8 protein-coding genes are annotated in these 15476 nt (G+C 68.8%); 6 read left to right on the top strand and 2 right to left on the bottom strand.

Annotation, left to right across the window (positions count from 1 at the left end; genetic code table 11):
* Nucleotides 1-440: 440 nt before the first annotated feature.
* The 5 genes from G539_RS0106780 to G539_RS23970 all read left to right on the top strand — a co-directional run bounded on the left by G539_RS0106780 (nt 441) and on the right by G539_RS23970 (nt 13348).
* Nucleotides 441-3809, top strand: a complete 3369-nt coding sequence (locus tag G539_RS0106780) for an ATP-binding protein (protein WP_029074517.1) — start codon at nt 441-443, stop codon at nt 3807-3809.
* Nucleotides 3806-4729, top strand: coding sequence for a response regulator transcription factor (locus G539_RS0106775; protein WP_029074516.1), 924 nt, complete (start codon nt 3806-3808; stop codon nt 4727-4729). Before G539_RS0106780 ends, G539_RS0106775 begins: the two co-directional genes overlap by 4 nt.
* A gap of 172 nt (nt 4730-4901) precedes the next feature.
* Entirely contained in the window at nt 4902-10415 is a 5514-nt protein-coding gene (locus G539_RS23980; RefSeq protein WP_035830516.1) for an alpha-2-macroglobulin family protein, read from the top strand.
* Nucleotides 10416-10435: 20 nt separating this feature from the next.
* Nucleotides 10436-12664: a penicillin-binding protein 1C gene (gene pbpC / locus G539_RS23975; protein ID WP_425402347.1), complete on the top strand. Its 2229-nt coding sequence runs from the start codon at nt 10436-10438 to the stop codon at nt 12662-12664.
* 129 nt (nt 12665-12793) lie between these two features.
* A complete protein-coding gene (locus G539_RS23970) occupies nt 12794-13348 on the top strand; it encodes a DUF1345 domain-containing protein (protein ID WP_156911893.1) in 555 nt (184 codons plus the stop codon).
* On the opposite strand, the gene G539_RS23965 is transcribed toward G539_RS23970, so the two are convergent.
* Together G539_RS23965 and G539_RS23960 are read right to left on the bottom strand one after the other, a co-directional pair.
* Nucleotides 13320-13871: an MgtC/SapB family protein gene (locus G539_RS23965; protein WP_245576821.1), complete on the bottom strand. Its 552-nt coding sequence runs from the start codon at nt 13869-13871 to the stop codon at nt 13320-13322. The genes G539_RS23970 and G539_RS23965 overlap by 29 nt on opposite strands.
* Before the next feature lie 115 nt (nt 13872-13986).
* Nucleotides 13987-14385, bottom strand: coding sequence for a response regulator (locus G539_RS23960; RefSeq protein WP_051231158.1), 399 nt, complete (start codon nt 14383-14385; stop codon nt 13987-13989).
* Between the two features lie 328 nt (nt 14386-14713).
* Here G539_RS23960 and G539_RS0106745 point away from each other — a divergent pair, with 328 nt between their 5' ends.
* A complete protein-coding gene (locus tag G539_RS0106745) occupies nt 14714-15454 on the top strand; it encodes a polysaccharide deacetylase family protein (protein ID WP_029074515.1) in 741 nt (246 codons plus the stop codon).
* Nucleotides 15455-15476: the final 22 nt, after the last annotated feature.

Raw genomic sequence — 15476 nt, 5'->3', positions numbered from 1 at the left:
CCATTCAGCCGAAGCCTCGAACGGTTCGCGCCACGGACCCCGGCGGCGAGGCGCGGATAGATGGATCCCGGCTCGGGGGCCGGGATGACGGCGAGCGTGGGGCTGGCGTCGCGGCCTAATGGCGAACGCCTGCCGTCGTCCAAGAAGGCGCGGCGACGAAACAGCGCCCTCCCGCCAAAAGAAACCTCCGTCATTCCTGCGAAAGCAGGAATCCATTCAGCCTAGGGCCTGCGCTATTGCGCGCCGACGACAGGCAACCCGGCCGGATGGATCCCGGCTCGGAGGCCGGGATGACGGCGAGTGTGGGGCGGGCGGCCTCGTTCGAGCGGTGAATGGGCCGGTGCCCCGCCTCCAATCACCACCGTTCCTCTTGCGCCGCAGCGCGGGATCGCGCATCTTCGCTCAATTACTAGGCAAGCCCAGAAGATGAGCAGATCGCGATGGCCGGACGACAGCGGATCCTCCCCGTCCGCCGTGACTACAATCGCTGGGTCGCCAACCAGACGCTGGAGGACTACGCGCTCCGCTTCACCGCCAAGAGCGCGCGGCGCTGGACCACGCCGCGCGTCGCGCAGACCGCGATCGGCGCCATCTCGTTCCTGGCGCTGGAGGCGATCGGCGGCGCGATCACGCTGTCGCACGGCACCATCACCACCATCTACGCCACCGCGATCGTCGGCATCGTGCTGCTGCTGACCGGCCTGCCGATCGCCCGCTACGCCTCGCGCTACGGCGTCGACATCGACCTGCTGACCCGCGGCGCCGGCTTCGGCTACATCGGCTCGACCGTCACCTCGCTGATCTACGCCACCTTCACCTTCATCCTGTTCGCGATCGAAGCCTCGATCATGACGACGGCGCTGGAGATCGCCTTCGGCATTCCGATCTGGCTCGGCTACATATTGAGCGCGGTGGTGGTGATCCCGCTGGTGACGCACGGCATCACCTGGATCAGCCGCTTCCAGATCTTCACCCAGCCGCTCTGGATCATCCTCAACATCCTGCCGGTCGGCTTCATCCTCTGGCAGGAGCCCGGCGCCGTCACGGCCTGGCTCGCCTTCGAGGGCCCGGCACCGACGGAGGCGAACCCGGCCTTCGGCCTGATCTCGCTCGGCGCCGCCTGCTCGGTGATCCTCGGCCTGATGCCGCAGATCGGCGAGCAGGTCGACATTCTCCGCTTCCTGCCGGCGACGGGCCTCGAGGGCAAGCGCGGCCGCATCGCGACATTGCTCGCCGGCGCCGGCTGGATCCTCGTCGGCGCGCCGAAGCTCCTGTTCGGTTCCTTCCTCGCCGTGCTGGCGCTGCGGCACGGCGTGCCGGTCGAGCATGCCGCCGAGCCGGCGCGGATGTATGTCGTCGCCTTCGGCTACGTGCTGCCCTGGCCCGACGCGGCCCTGTTCCTGACGGCCGCCTTCGTCGTCGTCTCGCAGCTCAAGATCAACGTGATGAACGCCTATGCGGGTTCGCTCGCCTGGTCGAACTTCTTCTCACGGCTAACCCACAGCCATCCCGGCCGCGTCGTCTGGCTGATCTTCAACGTCGCGATCGCGCTGCTCCTGATGGAACTCGGCATCTACCGGGCGCTGGAGCAGACGCTCGGCTTGTTCTCCGTCGTCGCCGTCGCCTGGCTCGGCACGATCGTCGCCGATCTCGCCATCAACAAGCCGCTCGGCCTGTCGCCGCCGGGGATCGAGTTCAAGCGCGCCCACCTCTACGACATCAACCCGGTCGGCGTCGGCGCCATGGCGATCGCCACCGCGCTCGGCCTGATGGCGGCGGTCGGCCTCGCCGGCGCCGTGGCGCAGGCCTTCGCGCCGTTCATCGCGCTCGGCGCAGCGCTTGTGGCGGCGCCCCTGATCGCCTGGGGCACGGGCGGCCGCTACTACCTCGCGCGAAAGCCGCGCGCGCATTGGCACGAGATGAAGGAGATCCGCTGCACCGTCTGCGAACACCATTTCGAGCCCGAAGACACTGCCTATTGCCCGGCCTATTCCGGGCCGATCTGCTCGCTCTGCTGTTCGCTCGACGCCCGCTGCCACGACCTCTGCAAGCCCCACGCACGGCTGCAGAACCAGGTCAGCATCGCCGCTGCCAAGGTGCTGCCGAGCGAGGTCGCGGCCCGCGTCGGGCCCCGGGTCGTGCAATATGCCGGCGTGCTGACGCTGTTCATGGCGGTGATCAGCCTGGTGCTGCTGCTGATCCACGTGCAGGCGACGTCCTATCAGAACGTGCACGAAAGCGGCTTTGGCGACATCATCGGCCAGACGCTCTGGGCGGCCTTCTTCATCCTGCTGATCGTCTCCGGCATCGCCGCCTGGTTCCTCGTGCTGGCCAACGAGAGCCGGCACGTGGCGCAGGAGGAATCGGCGCGGCAGACGACGCTACTGCTGCGCGAGATCGAGGCGCACCGGAAGACCGACGCCGAGCTGCAGCGCGCCAAGGAAGTCGCCGAATCCGCCAACCAGGCGAAGAGCCGCTATCTGGTCGGCTTGAGCCATGAACTGCGCACGCCGCTCAATGCCGTCTTCGGCTATGCGCAGATCCTGGAGCGCGACGAGGCGATCCCGCCGACGCGCCAGGGCAATATCAGCGTCATCCGCCGCAGCGCCGAGCATCTCTCCGGCCTGATCGACGGGCTGCTCGAGATCTCGCGCATCGAGACGGGGCGGCTGCGGCTGCAGCGCGACGAGATCCGTCTTGGCGATTTCCTCGACCAGCTGGTCGACATGTTCCGCTTCCAGGCCGAGGCGAAGGGCCTCGCCTTCCGCTTCGATCGGCCGGAGCTGTTACCGGAAGTGGTGGCGACCGACGAGAAGCGGCTGCGCCAGATCCTCGTCAACTTGCTCTCCAACGCGATCAAGTTCACGGATCGAGGCAGCGTCACCTTCCGTGTCGCCTATCGCAGCCAGATCGCGACGCTCACCGTCGAGGATACCGGCCCCGGCATCGCGACCGAGGACCTCGACCGCATCTTCGAGCCGTTCGAGCGCGGCAATGGCGCCCAGGCGCTGGCCGCGCCCGGCACCGGGCTCGGGCTCACCATCACCAAGATGCTGGCGCAGCTGATGGGCGGCGACATCCGGCTCGCCAGCGCACCCGGTATCGGCAGCCATTTCGAGGTGCGGGTCATGCTGGCGGCCGTCAACCGGCCGGCGCCGCTGCCCTCGCCGGCAAAGCGGGTGTTCGGCTATCAGGGCCAGCGCCGCGTCATTCTCGTCGCCGACGACGACCCCGATCATCGCGAGCTGGTGCGCCAGATCCTGGAGCCGCTCGGCTTCACGGTGCTCGCCGTCGGCGACGGCCCCGCCTGCCTGGCGCTGACGGCCGACATAAGGCCCGACCTCTTCCTGCTCGACATCTCGATGCCCGGCATGACCGGCTTCGAGCTGGCGCGGAAGCTCCGGGAGAACGGCCATGCCGCGCCAATCGTCATGCTGTCGGCGAGCCTCGGCGAGATGCAGCCGGAGCCGGCCGAGGACGCGGCGCATGACGCGGCGCTGCCGAAGCCGTTTGATGTGCGGCAATTGCTCGACCGCATCCAGGCGCTGCTGCAGCTCGACTGGATCGACGAGCCGCCGGCGCCGAAGCCCGAACCGCAAGCGGCGCCGCTCCGGAGCCCCGGCGCCGACCATGTCCGCGAGCTTCTCGACCTCGGCCAGATCGGCTATGTCCGCGGCATCGAGGCGAAGCTGGACGCGCTTTTCGCCAACGCGGACAACCAGCCTTTCGTGACGGTGCTGCGCGGACACCTCCGGAACTTCGACTTCGACGGCTACCAGGCGACACTGGAGGAGGTGAGCGAGCCATGAGTGAAACGACGCATGGCCGCGACATCGTCCTGGTCGTCGACGATTCGCCGGAGACGCTGAGCTTCTTGACCGAGGCGCTGGAGCGTTCCGGCGCCACCGTGCTGGTCGCGACATCCGGCGCGCGGGCGCTGACGCTGGTCGAGCGGATCACGCCGGACATCGTGCTGATGGACGCGGTGATGCCCGGCATGGACGGCTTCGAGGCCTGCCGCCGGCTGAAGGCGAACACGGCGCTGGCGCATGTGCCCGTCATCTTCATGACCGGCCTGTCGGAGACCGAGCACGTGCTGGAGGGGCTGGAGGCGGGCGGCGTCGATTATGTCACCAAGCCGATCGTGCTCGACGTGCTGCTCGCCCGCATCCGCGTCCATCTCGCCAATGCCCGCACGGCGCAGAGCGCGCGCCTCGCGCTCGACACGGCCGGGCGCTATTTGCTCGCCGCCAACCGCGAGGGCGAGATCCGCTGGTGCACGCCGCAGGCGGTGAAGCTGCTGGAAGCGACGCTGCCAAGCTCGGACGGCAACATCCGCCTGCCGGAGAGCATCCGCATCTGGCTGCGCGTCTCGGCCGGCGAGCGCGGCGGCACCAGCCAGCCCGGCCCGATCCCCGTCGAGGGCGGCCGGCAATTGCAGCTCGCCTTCCTCGGCAAGACCGGCAAGGACGAGTTCCTGTTCCGCCTGTCGAGCGAGGACGACAGCGACCAGGAGGCGCTGTTGCGCCGCCAGTTCACGGTCACCCAGCGCGAGGCCGAGGTGCTGCTGTGGATCGCGCGCGGAAAATCGAACCGCGACATCGCCGAGATCCTCGGCCTGTCGCCGCGCACCGTGAACAAGCACCTCGAGCAGGTCTACCAGAAGCTCGGCGTCGAGAACCGCGCCTCGGCCGCCGTGACAGCGCTTTCGGCGCTCGGCGAACGCTAAGAAGCGCGATCCCAACTCTGTGATCACCATCACACGGCGATGCTGTCGCGGCTAATTTCCATTCATTCCAAGGTACTTAGCGTTGTCCACCGGCATTGGCCGCCGCTTTACGGCGAGCGGCGCGGCTCGTAGACTGCCGCGCTATCGAGACGGCGGCTTGCGGGAGACAATCATGCGCGGTATCGGCGGAATTCTGGGGCTCGTGCTCGGCCTGACGCTCTCCCTCGGCGGCCTGGCGACATCGGCCGGCGCGCAGGAGAGCGGACCGCGACGTGTCATCATCAGCCGCGACGCCGACTATCCCGGCTTCGACTACCAGACATTGAAGGACGTCGAGCAGAAGGCCTGCGCCTCGGCCTGCGCCGACGATCCGTCCTGCAAGGCCTTCACCTACAATACCAAGGCCAAGTGGTGCTTCCTGAAGAGCGATTTCGGCGCACTCGCGGTCTCGCCCGGCGCCAATGCCGGCCGCATCGTCACGGCCAGGGCGATCGACAAGAGCGTCACCGAAAAGCGGATCGAGGAACTCGCCTTCCTCGGCCCCTCGCCCTTCGACGAGGCGAAGCGCCAGCTCGGATCGCTCGCCAGCGACTATCCCTCGCACGGCATCGGCTACGACACGATCCGCCAGGGCGCGGAACGCTCCCGCCAGACCGGCAACACGACGGAGCTCGTGCGCGATCTCGGCGCCATGCTCGCCATCGCGCCCGACGATCCGGCGCTCTGGCGCGCCTTCGCCGCCGCGCTGCTCGAGCGCGACCCGAGCGAATACAGCGAGCGCCAGCAGGTCCAGACGGCCGCCTCCGCCGCCGCGATCAACGCCTATCTCCGCGCCGACGGCGCCGGGGAACAGGCGCAGTCCCTCGGCCTGCTCGGCCGCGCGCTGGAAAAGCGCGAGATGTGGAAGACGGCGATCAAGGCCTATCGTCTCAGCCTCGAATACAAGCAGGATCCGCAGCTGCGCGCTGCCTATGACAAGCTCATCGCCGAGCGCGGCTTCCGCATCGTCTCCAACACGGTCGATGCCGACGCCGCCTCGCCACGCATGTGCGTCATCTTCTCCGATCCGCTCCCCGTCTCCGATCCAACACTCTCCGACTTCGTCGTCGTCGAGGGCGGCAAGGGCCTCGCGGTCGAGCCGCAGGACAACCAGATCTGCATCGACGGACTGAAGCACGGTCAGCGCTACACGATGCGCTTCCGTGCCGGCCTGCCCTCCGCCGACGGCGAGAGGCTGCAGCAGATGGCCGAGGTCTCGAGCTATATCCGCGACCGCGCGCCGTGGGTCGGCTTCGCCGGCAACGCCTATGTGCTGCCGGCCGGCCAGGGCGCCTCGATCCCGATCGACTCGATCAACACCGATCTGATCGACGCCGAGGTCTACCGGATCGGCGATCGCTCCATCGCCATCGCGGTGCGCGACGGCAATTTCCTGCGCCAGCTCGACACCTATTCGGCCAGCCAGATCGCCAACCAGTCCGGAACCTCGGTCTGGAAGGGCCAGATCGAAGTCGGCGGCAACAAGCTGAACGAGAGCATCACCACGGCGATCCCGATCGGCGACGCGGTCAAGACGATCGAGCCCGGCGTCTACGTCATCACCGCCAAGGCCGCCACCAAGGGCTCGAGCGACGACTACTACAACAGCCTGGCGACGCAGTGGTTCATCGTCTCCGATCTCGGCCTGTCGGCGCTTTCCGGCAATGACGGCGTCCATGCCGTCATCCGCTCGCTCAACACCGCCAAGGCGCTGCCGGGCGTCAAGGTGAAGCTCGTCGCGACCAATGACGAGATCCTCGGCGAGGCGACGACCAACGCCGACGGCTATGTCCATTTCGAGCCGGGCCTGGCGCGCGGCACCGGCGGCATGGCGCCCCAGCTTCTGGTCGCGCAGACGGAGGCCGGCGACTACGCCTTCCTCGACATGAAGAAGACGGCGTTCGACCTGACCGATCGCGGCGTCGACGGCCGTCCGGCACCGGGCGCGCTCGACACGTTCTTCACCTCCGAGCGCGGCATCTACCGCCCCGGCGAAACCGTGCACCTGACCGCGCTGCTGCGTGACAGCCAGGCCAAGGCGGTTTCCGGCCTGCCGCTGACGCTGGTCGTCGACCGCCCGGACGGCGTCGAGTTCCTGCGCACCAAGCTCGATGACGAGGGTCAGGGCGGCTACAGCCAGGACGTCGCCATTCCCGACGGCGCCCAGCGCGGCGCCTGGCGCTTCCAGCTCTATGCCGATCCGGACGGCGCGGCGCTGACCGAGATCTCGGCGCTCGTCGACGATTTCGAGCCGGAACGCGTCGCCTTCGAACTGAAGACCACCGCCGAGCGCCTCACCTCGGGCGGCACCTTCCCGATCGAGCTCACCGCGAAATATCTCTACGGCGCCAACGCGATCGGCCTCGGCGTCGACGGCGACATCATCGCGACGCCGACCAGCGTCAGCCCGGACTATCCCGGCTATTCGTTCGGCCTTTCGGACGATCCGGTCGAGAGCATCAGGGATTCGCTCGGCGCCAGCGCCATCACCGACGAGGACGGCCGCGCCAGCTTCGACGCCACCGTGCCGGGCCTGCCGGAGACGACAAAACTCTTCAACGCCGAGATCATCGTCCGCGTCACCGATACCAATGGCCGCGCGGTCGAGCGGCGGATGACGCTGCCGGCCGACGGCACCAAGCCGCATATCGGCATCAAGCCGAGCTTTGATGGCAGCGTGCCGGAGGGCGGCGCGGCTTCCTTCGAGCTGATCGCCATCGGTCCGGACGGCCAGCGCATCGATGCGGATGGCGCGACCTGGTCGATCGAGAAGCTCGACACGAACTACCAGTGGTACCGTCGCGACGGCGCCTGGAAATACGAGGCGATCACCACGGCGACCCGCGTCGCCAACGGCACGGTCGACCTCACGGCCGGCAAGCCGGCGACGGTCGAAAGCAAGGTCAACTGGGGCCGCTTCCGCCTGACGGTGGCGCTCGCCGGCGACACACCGACCTCGTCGAGCTACGCCTTCGACGCCGGCTGGTATGTCGATGCCTCGGCCGCGTCCGAGACGCCGGACATGCTGACCGTCTCGCTCGACAAGAAGAACTACAAGCCCGGCGAGACCGCCAAGCTGCGCCTCGATCCGCGCTTCCCCGGCATCGCCCAGATCATGGTGATCGACGACCGCGTCATCGACATGAAGACAGTCGATGTGCCGGAGGGCGGCACCACCGTCGACCTCGACGTGACGACCAATTGGGGCCCCGGCGCCTATGTCACCGCCACGCTGTTCCGGCCGATGGACGTCCAGGCGAAGCGGATGCCGTCGCGCGCGCTCGGCCTCGCCTGGGTGCCGGTCGATCCGGCCGACCGCCGCATCGACGTTAAGCTCGGCGCCGAGGCGCAGATCCGGCCGCGCGGCCCCCTGACCATCCCCGTCACGCTCGCCAACCTGAAAGCGGGCGAGGACGCCTATGTCACGGTCGCGGCCGTCGATGTCGGTATCCTCAACCTGACCCAGTTCAAGACGCCTGATCCCGATGGCTGGTATTTCAGCCAGCGCCGGCTCGGCATGGAGATCCGCGACCTCTACGGCCTGCTGATCGACCGCATGCAGGGCGTTCCCGGCCGCCTCCGCTCCGGCGGCGACGGCGGCGCGGCGGGGCTGAAGTCCCCCCCGCCGACCGAGAAGCTGATCGCCTATTATTCGGGCGTGGTGAAGGTCGACGGCGACGGCAAGGCGACGATCACCTTCGACCTGCCCGACTTCAACGGCACGGTCCGCGTCATGGCGATGGCCTGGTCGAAGGAAGGCGTCGGCCACGCCGAGCAGGACGTCATCGTGCGCGATCCCGTCGTGCTGATGGCCAGCCTGCCGCGCTTCATGACGCCGGACGACCAGAGCCGCATCCTCGTCGAGATCAACAATGTCGAGGGCCCGGCGGGCGACTACCGGCTCACCGTCGCGGCGCCCGGCGTCGCCATGGAACCCGCCGATGCGGACAAGGCGATCCCGCTGGAGAAGGCCGGCCGCGCGACCGTCGCGCTGCCGATCAAGGCCGTCGACATCGGCGACCACGAGATCACCGTCAGCCTGGCAAGCCCGGAAAATGGCCAGACCTTCGACCGGACCTACATGCTCGGCATTCGCCCCGCCGGCCAGCCGGTGTCGCGCCGCTCGCTGATCTCGATGGCGCCGGGCAACACGCTGAGCCTCGACCGCTACGCCTTCTCCGAGTTCGTGCCCGGCACGACGAGCGCGACGCTCGCCGTCGGCGGCACGGCCAAGCTCGACGTCGCGGCGATCCTCGCCTCGCTCGACCGCTACCCCTATGGCTGCACCGAGCAGATCACCTCGAAGGCCATGCCGCTGCTCTACCTGAACCAGGTGGCGGCGACGATCGGCATCGCGCAGGACAGCGAACTGCGCGAGCGCATCCAGGCCTCGATCGGCAAGGTGCTCGACAACCAGTCCTCGGCCGGCTCGTTCGGCCTCTGGGGGCCGGGCTATGACGATCTCTGGCTCGACGCCTATGTCACCGACTTCCTGACCCGCGCCAAGGCGGCCGGCTATCTCGTTCCGGAGGTCGCGTTCAACAACGCGCTCGACAACCTCTCGAACAAGGTCGGCTATGCCACCGACTTCGACCGGGGCGGCGAGGCGATCGCCTATTCGCTCTACGTGCTTGCCCGCAACGGCAAGGCGGCGATCGGCGACCTGCGCTACTACGCGGAGACGAAGCTGAACAACTTCGCGACGCCGCTGGCGCAGGCACAGATCGGCGCGGCGCTGGCGCTTTATGGCGACAAAGCACGCTCGGGCACGGTGCTCGGCGTCGCCATCGACAATCTCCGCCGCGCCACCGGCCAGCAGCTCGCCGGCCGCGAGGACTACGGCTCCGGCCTGCGCGATCAGGCGGCGGTGCTCACCCTCGTCGCGGAGAGCGGCGAGAAGAGCATCGACGTGAAGACCCTCGTCAACGAGGTGGCGACCACCCGCGACAGCCGCCGCTATCTCTCCACCCAGGAGCAGGGCTGGATGCTGATGGCGGCCGCCGCGATGATGGCGGACCTGAGAGAGGCCTCGATCGAGATCGACGGCCACAAGGGCGAGGTGCCGCTCTACCGCAAGCTCCTCGGCTCGGATGTCGATACCCAGCCGCTCGTCGTCGCCAATACCAGCGACATCCCGCTCGACGCGGCGCTGACGCTGACCGGCATTCCGGCCTCGCCGGAGCCGGCCGGCGGCGAGGGCTTCACGATCACCCGCAGCTACTTCAACTCCGACGGCAGCGAGGCAGACCCGTCGACGGTCGCGCAGAACGACCGGCTGGTGGTGGTGCTCAAGGTGGCGGCCGACCAGGCCCGGTTCGGACGGCTGATGGTGGTCGATCCGCTGCCGGCCGGCTTCGAGATCGAGAACCCCAACATCTCGCGCTCGGGCGACACCTCTTCCTATGAGTGGCTGCAGGGCACCACCAGCCTCGCCCATACCGAGGCCCGCACCGACCGCTTCGTGGCGGCGCTGACCCGCTCGTCCGGCGATCCCTTGGAGTTCACGGTCGCCTACGGCGTCCGCGCCGTCTCGCCGGGCACCTTCGTGCATCCGGCCGCGACGGTCGAGGACATGTACGACCCCGAGCGCCAGGCCCACACCGATACGGCCTCGGTCGAGATCGTCGGACCGACGACGACGAAGTGAGGCGCTGAGCCGCGATGTCGATGGAGCGCGACGACGGTCTCTCTCCCCCCTTGCGGGGGAGAGTTGGAGAGGGGGGTACCAACTCGCCCTCTCCGGACACGTCCGATTCGTCCCCAGCGCCCCCCCTCCCCGGCCCTCCCCACAAGGGGGAGGGAGAAGGGCGCAAATGGCCCCGCCGTCTCGCCGTCACCGCGGTCGTCGCCGGGCTCGCCGGCTTCTTCGGCTATGCGGGGCTGTCCGATGCGCTGCGCCTGATCGAAAAGAGCCTGCCGCCGGTGCCGGATCCGGCTAATGTGCCGACCTCGCAGATCGTCGTCGACCGCACCGACGCGCTGCTCCGGCCCTATACGATCGCCGACGGCCGCTGGCGGCTGCCGGTGAAGCTCGCCGACGTCGACCCGATGTTCCTCACCATGCTGAAGGGCTACGAGGACCGGCGCTTCGACGAGCATCACGGCGTCGACTGGTGGGCGCTCGGCCGCGCCGCGACGCAGGTCGTCCGCAACGGCCACATCGTCTCCGGCGGCTCGACGCTCACCATGCAGGTGGCGCGGCTGGTGCAGGGCGGCTCGACGCGGCAGGCCGAGAGCAAGCTCAGGCAGATCGTGCACGCCCGCGCGCTGGAGCAGAAGCTCGACAAGAACCAGATCCTGTCGCTCTACCTGACTCTCGCACCCTATGGCGGCAATCTCGAGGGCATCCGCGCCGCGACGCTGGCCTATTTCGGCAAGGAGCCGCGCCGGCTGACGATCGCCGAGGCCGCGCTTCTCGTCGCGCTGCCGCAATCGCCCGAGGCGCGCCGGCCCGACCGCGACCCGAAGGCGGCCAAGGCGGCGCGCGACCGCGTGCTCGACCGGCTGGTGACGGCAGGCGTGCTGGACGAGGAAACGGCGGCAGCCGCCAAGACCGAGCGCGTGCCCACGGGGCGCAAGCCGTTCCCGATGCTCGCCGCCCATCTCGGCGACCAGGCCCGCAGGCGCCATCCGACGGACCCGGTCATCCAGCTCACCGTCGACGGGAGGTTGCAGGCCAAGCTCGAGGCGCTCGCCGGAACCCGCGCCGCCAAGGCCGGCCCGAAGGCCTCCGTCGCCATCCTCGTCGCCGACCACGTCACCGGCGACATCCTCGCGTCCGTCGGCTCGGCCGGCTTCATGGACGGCACGCGCAACGGCTTCGTCGACATGACGGAGGCGATCCGTTCGCCCGGCTCGACGCTGAAGCCCCTGATCTACGGCCTCGCCTTCGAGCAGGGTCTCGCCCATCCGCAGAGCCTGATCGAGGACAAGCCGTCGGCCTTCGCCGGCTACGCCCCGGTCAATTTCGACGGCTTCTATCGCGGCACCGTCACCATTCACGATGCCCTCACCCAGTCGCTCAACGTGCCGGCGGTGCAGGTGCTCGACGCGGTCGGCCCGGCGCGGCTGATCGCCCGCATGAAGCGCGCCGAGGCCAGCCCGCGCCTGCCCGACATGTCGGCCGCCGGCCTCGCCGTCGGTCTCGGCGGCGTCGGCATCTCGCTTCGCGATCTCGTCGCGCTCTATGGCGCGATCGCCCGCGGCGGCCGGCCGGTCAGCCTGCATGCCGAGCCCGCGCCGCGCACGCCGACGGCCGAGCCCGCGCCGGTGCTGGAGCCGCTCGCCGCCTGGTATGTCGGCAACATCCTCGCCGACGTGCCGCCGCCGACGATCGGCGCCCGCGGCCGCATCGCCTACAAGACCGGAACCTCCTACGGCTATCGCGACGCCTGGTCGATCGGCTTCGACGGCCGCACGGTGATCGGCGTCTGGGCCGGCCGGGCCGATGGCGCGCCCGTCTCCGGCCTTTCCGGCATCGGCACGGCCGCGCCGCTGCTGTTCGAGGCGTTCGACAAGATGGGCGGCCAGCGCGCCCCGCTCCCCTCCGCCCCGCGCGGCGCGCTGATCGCCGCCAATGGCGACCTGCCGGCGCCGCTGAAGCGCTTTCGCGGCAACGACGTTCTCACCAGCAAGGCGCCCGATACGCCGGAGATCGCCTTCCCGCCCGACGGCGTCCAGGTCGATCTCGGCATCCGCGCCGGCGATCCGATGCCGCTCGCGATCAAGATCCGCAACGGCCAGCCGCCCTTCACCTGGTTCGCCAATGGCGTGCCGATCGCCCGCACGCCCTTCGCGCGCAGCGAAAGCTGGGCGCCGGACGGACCCGGATTTGTTACGCTATCGGTGGTCGATTCGGCCGGCCGGTCGGATCGCGTGACCGTATTCGTCGAGTAACCCGCAAGGCGGAGTAGTCCGATTTCCTTCGTCCAACGCCACTGGCAGCAGCACCCGCATTTCTACCAGTCGATCCTCGTCGCCATCATCGCCTATTTCGTCATCCGCCTGGTGCGGCCGGAATTCGCGATGATCGCCGCCGGCGACGTATTCTTCATCGTCTATCTGTTCTTTCAGCTGCGGCTCGCGACGAGGGCCAATCTCGACAAGCTGCGGCTGCGGGCGAGGAGCGAGGACGAAGGCATCGTCCTGATCATGTGCCTGACGGTCGGCGCCATCGCCTTCTCGTTCTATTCGATCTTCTCGATCCTGAATGGCGCCAACACGTCAGCGGCGCATCTCGCGATCGCCATCATCAGCATTCCGCTCGGCTGGACGGCGTTCAACACGCTGTTCGCCTTCCACTATGCCCGCCTCTACTACGCGCCTGCCGGCACCGACAGCAACGCGGACGGCAAGGAGGATGACGTCGGCGGGCTGATTTTCCCGGACACGCCGGAGCCGTCGATCTGGGATTTCTTCTATTTCTCGTTCTGCCTCGGCGCGACGTTCCAGACCTCGGACGTGAACGTCCGGACCACCGATTTCCGGATGGTCATGATGTTCCACTCGATCGCGTCCTTCGTGTTCAACACGACGCTTCTGGCGCTGGCCATCAACCTCGGCGCGAGCGTCCTGACCTAGGCGGCGGGTCGCCGCCCTCCTCGGCCATCCGGACGCTGCGGTCGGGATGGCCCTTCTCGCCATGCGCCAGCAATTGCCGCAGCAGCCAGTTCTCGAAATGCTTGGCGACGATGAGGATGAGGAAGACCAGGACCATCCCGACGAGCACGATCGGCCATTGGCCCATGCCGCAGGCGATTCCGAGCGCCGCGGAGACCCAGACCGTCGCCGCCGTCGTCACGCCCTGAACATTCTCGCCGCGCCGGCCGAGCCGCAGGATGGCGCCGGCACCGATGAAGCCGATACCGGCGAGCACGCCCTGGATGACGCCCTGCAGGACGCGGCTCAGCGCGTCCGGCTCGCCCGTGAATTCCGGGATCCGCAGCGCGCTCAGCGTCACCAGCGCGGCGCCCAGCGCCACCAGCGCCAGCGTGCGCATGCCAGCCGGCTTCTCGTGCGCGTCCCGGTTGATGCCGATGAGAAGACCGCAGAGCGCGGCCGCCCCCAGCCTGAGCGACGTGTCGAGATAGAGCCCGGTTTCCAAGATCGCGCCATCCGCCTGTTCGAGGTGCCGCTTGCGAATGCCGCCCGGACGCGGCGCCCGTCCTCAGGCACGACGCGCGAACCGCGCCTTGGTTGCATGGCGCGCGACACCGGGCTCAGTCGGTCACGGAATGGCCAATGGCGATGCCGAGCGCCGCGAACACCCGCGTCATGCTGCGGGCGCCGTAAGGCTTGCCGAGAAAACCGATGCGCGCGTCGTCGGCCAGCACGTTGTCGAGGTCCGTCTCGTCGTAGCCGCTGGCGATGACGATCGGCACATCGGCGCGATTGCCGCGGATCTCGCGCGCCAGATCGGCGCCCGAGCGATCCGGAAGGCCGAGATCGATGATCACCGCGTCATAGGCCGCGCCGGCATGGCCGACACGCGCCGTCGCCTCGCGGGCCGAACCGGCCGTCTCGACGCGAAAGCCCATTTCCTCAAGCAGGTCGGCCGCGGCCATGCGCAGCATGGCTTCGTCCTCGACCAGCAGGATCAGTGGCGCGTGCTCTGTCATGGCGCGGCCCTCCGCCGACGCGGCGCCACCGGCACCGCCCCTCGCAGCCGGTTCCCGAATGCGCGCTGCCGTCGCCAGGTCCTGCAACGTATGCTTGCCGTCTCGCGGGTCATGAGGCGCCTCCGCCTCGCTCCGGACGACTGTGAGCCCCTCCACAGGTCCGGGCACTTGACCTTAGCGTCAAGTCAGGCATTCGCAAAGTGCAGAGCGCGTCCACACGCCTCCGCGCGCGACGCGACAACGCGCGGCATGGCAGGATGGCAAGGGCGCGCCTATCCTTCTTGAAGCAGCGGATCCCGTCCCCGTCCAACGCGTTCCGGAGTCTCCGATGTTCCGCTCCCGTCTGGCGCTCGCCGCCCTCCTCGCCACCGGCGCGGCCCTGGCGTTTTCCGCCCCGGCCCTGGCCAGGTCGCACGATGTCGAACTGAAGCTGCGCATCGCCGCGCCGCCGCCGGGACCGCGCGTGGTGGCGCTCACCTTCGACGCCTGCTCCGGCGCGATCGACCGCCGCATCCTGGACACGCTGGTGACGAACCGCATCCCGGCGACCCTCTTCGTCACACATCGCTGGCTGAAGCGGAACCAGGCGACCATGGCGATCCTGACCGCCCATCCCGACCTGTTCGAGATCGAGAACCATGGCGACCAGCATGTGCCGGCGATCACCGACACCGCCCGGCTCTACGGCCTGAAGACGGCCGGCTCGCTGGAGGCCGTGCGAAACGAGGTCGAGGGTGGCGCCTCGGCCGTCCGGCAGGCGACCGGCAAGGCGCCGCGCTGGTTTCGCGGCGCCACGGCCGTTTACAGCCCCGACGCGCTCGATGCGATCCGCGCCGCTGGCTATTCGATCGCCGGTTTTTCGCTGAACGCCGACATGGGCGCGTCGCTGCCCGCGACGACGGTGGCGAAGCGCATCGCCGCCGCCCGTTCCGGCGACGTCATCATCGCCCACATCAACCAGCCGGGACACCCGGCCGGCAAGGGCGTCGTCGACGGCATCCAGCGGCTGATCGAGAAGGGCACCGTCTTCGTCAGGCTCGACGACGTGCAGACCGAGGCGAGCCGGTAGCTCGAGGAGGCGTCGGCCTCGG

This window comes from Kaistia adipata DSM 17808, assembly GCF_000423225.1.
Classification (GTDB): Bacteria; Pseudomonadota; Alphaproteobacteria; order Rhizobiales; family Kaistiaceae; genus Kaistia; species Kaistia adipata.
The sequence above is the reverse complement of the archived record's forward strand: the minus strand, read 5'-3'. Positions and strand labels throughout refer to the sequence as shown.

Bases quoted from the DNA above. Each gene is read 5' to 3' on its own strand.
- G539_RS0106780 (WP_029074517.1), top strand. From the start codon at position 441: ATGGCCGGACGACAGCGGATCCTCCCCGTCCGCCGTGACTACAATCGC.
- G539_RS0106775 (WP_029074516.1), top strand. From the start codon at position 3,806: ATGAGTGAAACGACGCATGGCCGCGACATCGTCCTGGTCGTCGACGAT.
- G539_RS23980 (WP_035830516.1), top strand. From the start codon at position 4,902: ATGCGCGGTATCGGCGGAATTCTGGGGCTCGTGCTCGGCCTGACGCTC.
- pbpC (WP_425402347.1), top strand. From the start codon at position 10,436: ATGGAGCGCGACGACGGTCTCTCTCCCCCCTTGCGGGGGAGAGTTGGA.
- G539_RS23970 (WP_156911893.1), top strand. From the start codon at position 12,794: ATGATCGCCGCCGGCGACGTATTCTTCATCGTCTATCTGTTCTTTCAG.
- G539_RS23960 (WP_051231158.1), bottom strand. From the start codon at position 14,385: ATGACAGAGCACGCGCCACTGATCCTGCTGGTCGAGGACGAAGCCATG.
- G539_RS0106745 (WP_029074515.1), top strand. From the start codon at position 14,714: ATGTTCCGCTCCCGTCTGGCGCTCGCCGCCCTCCTCGCCACCGGCGCG.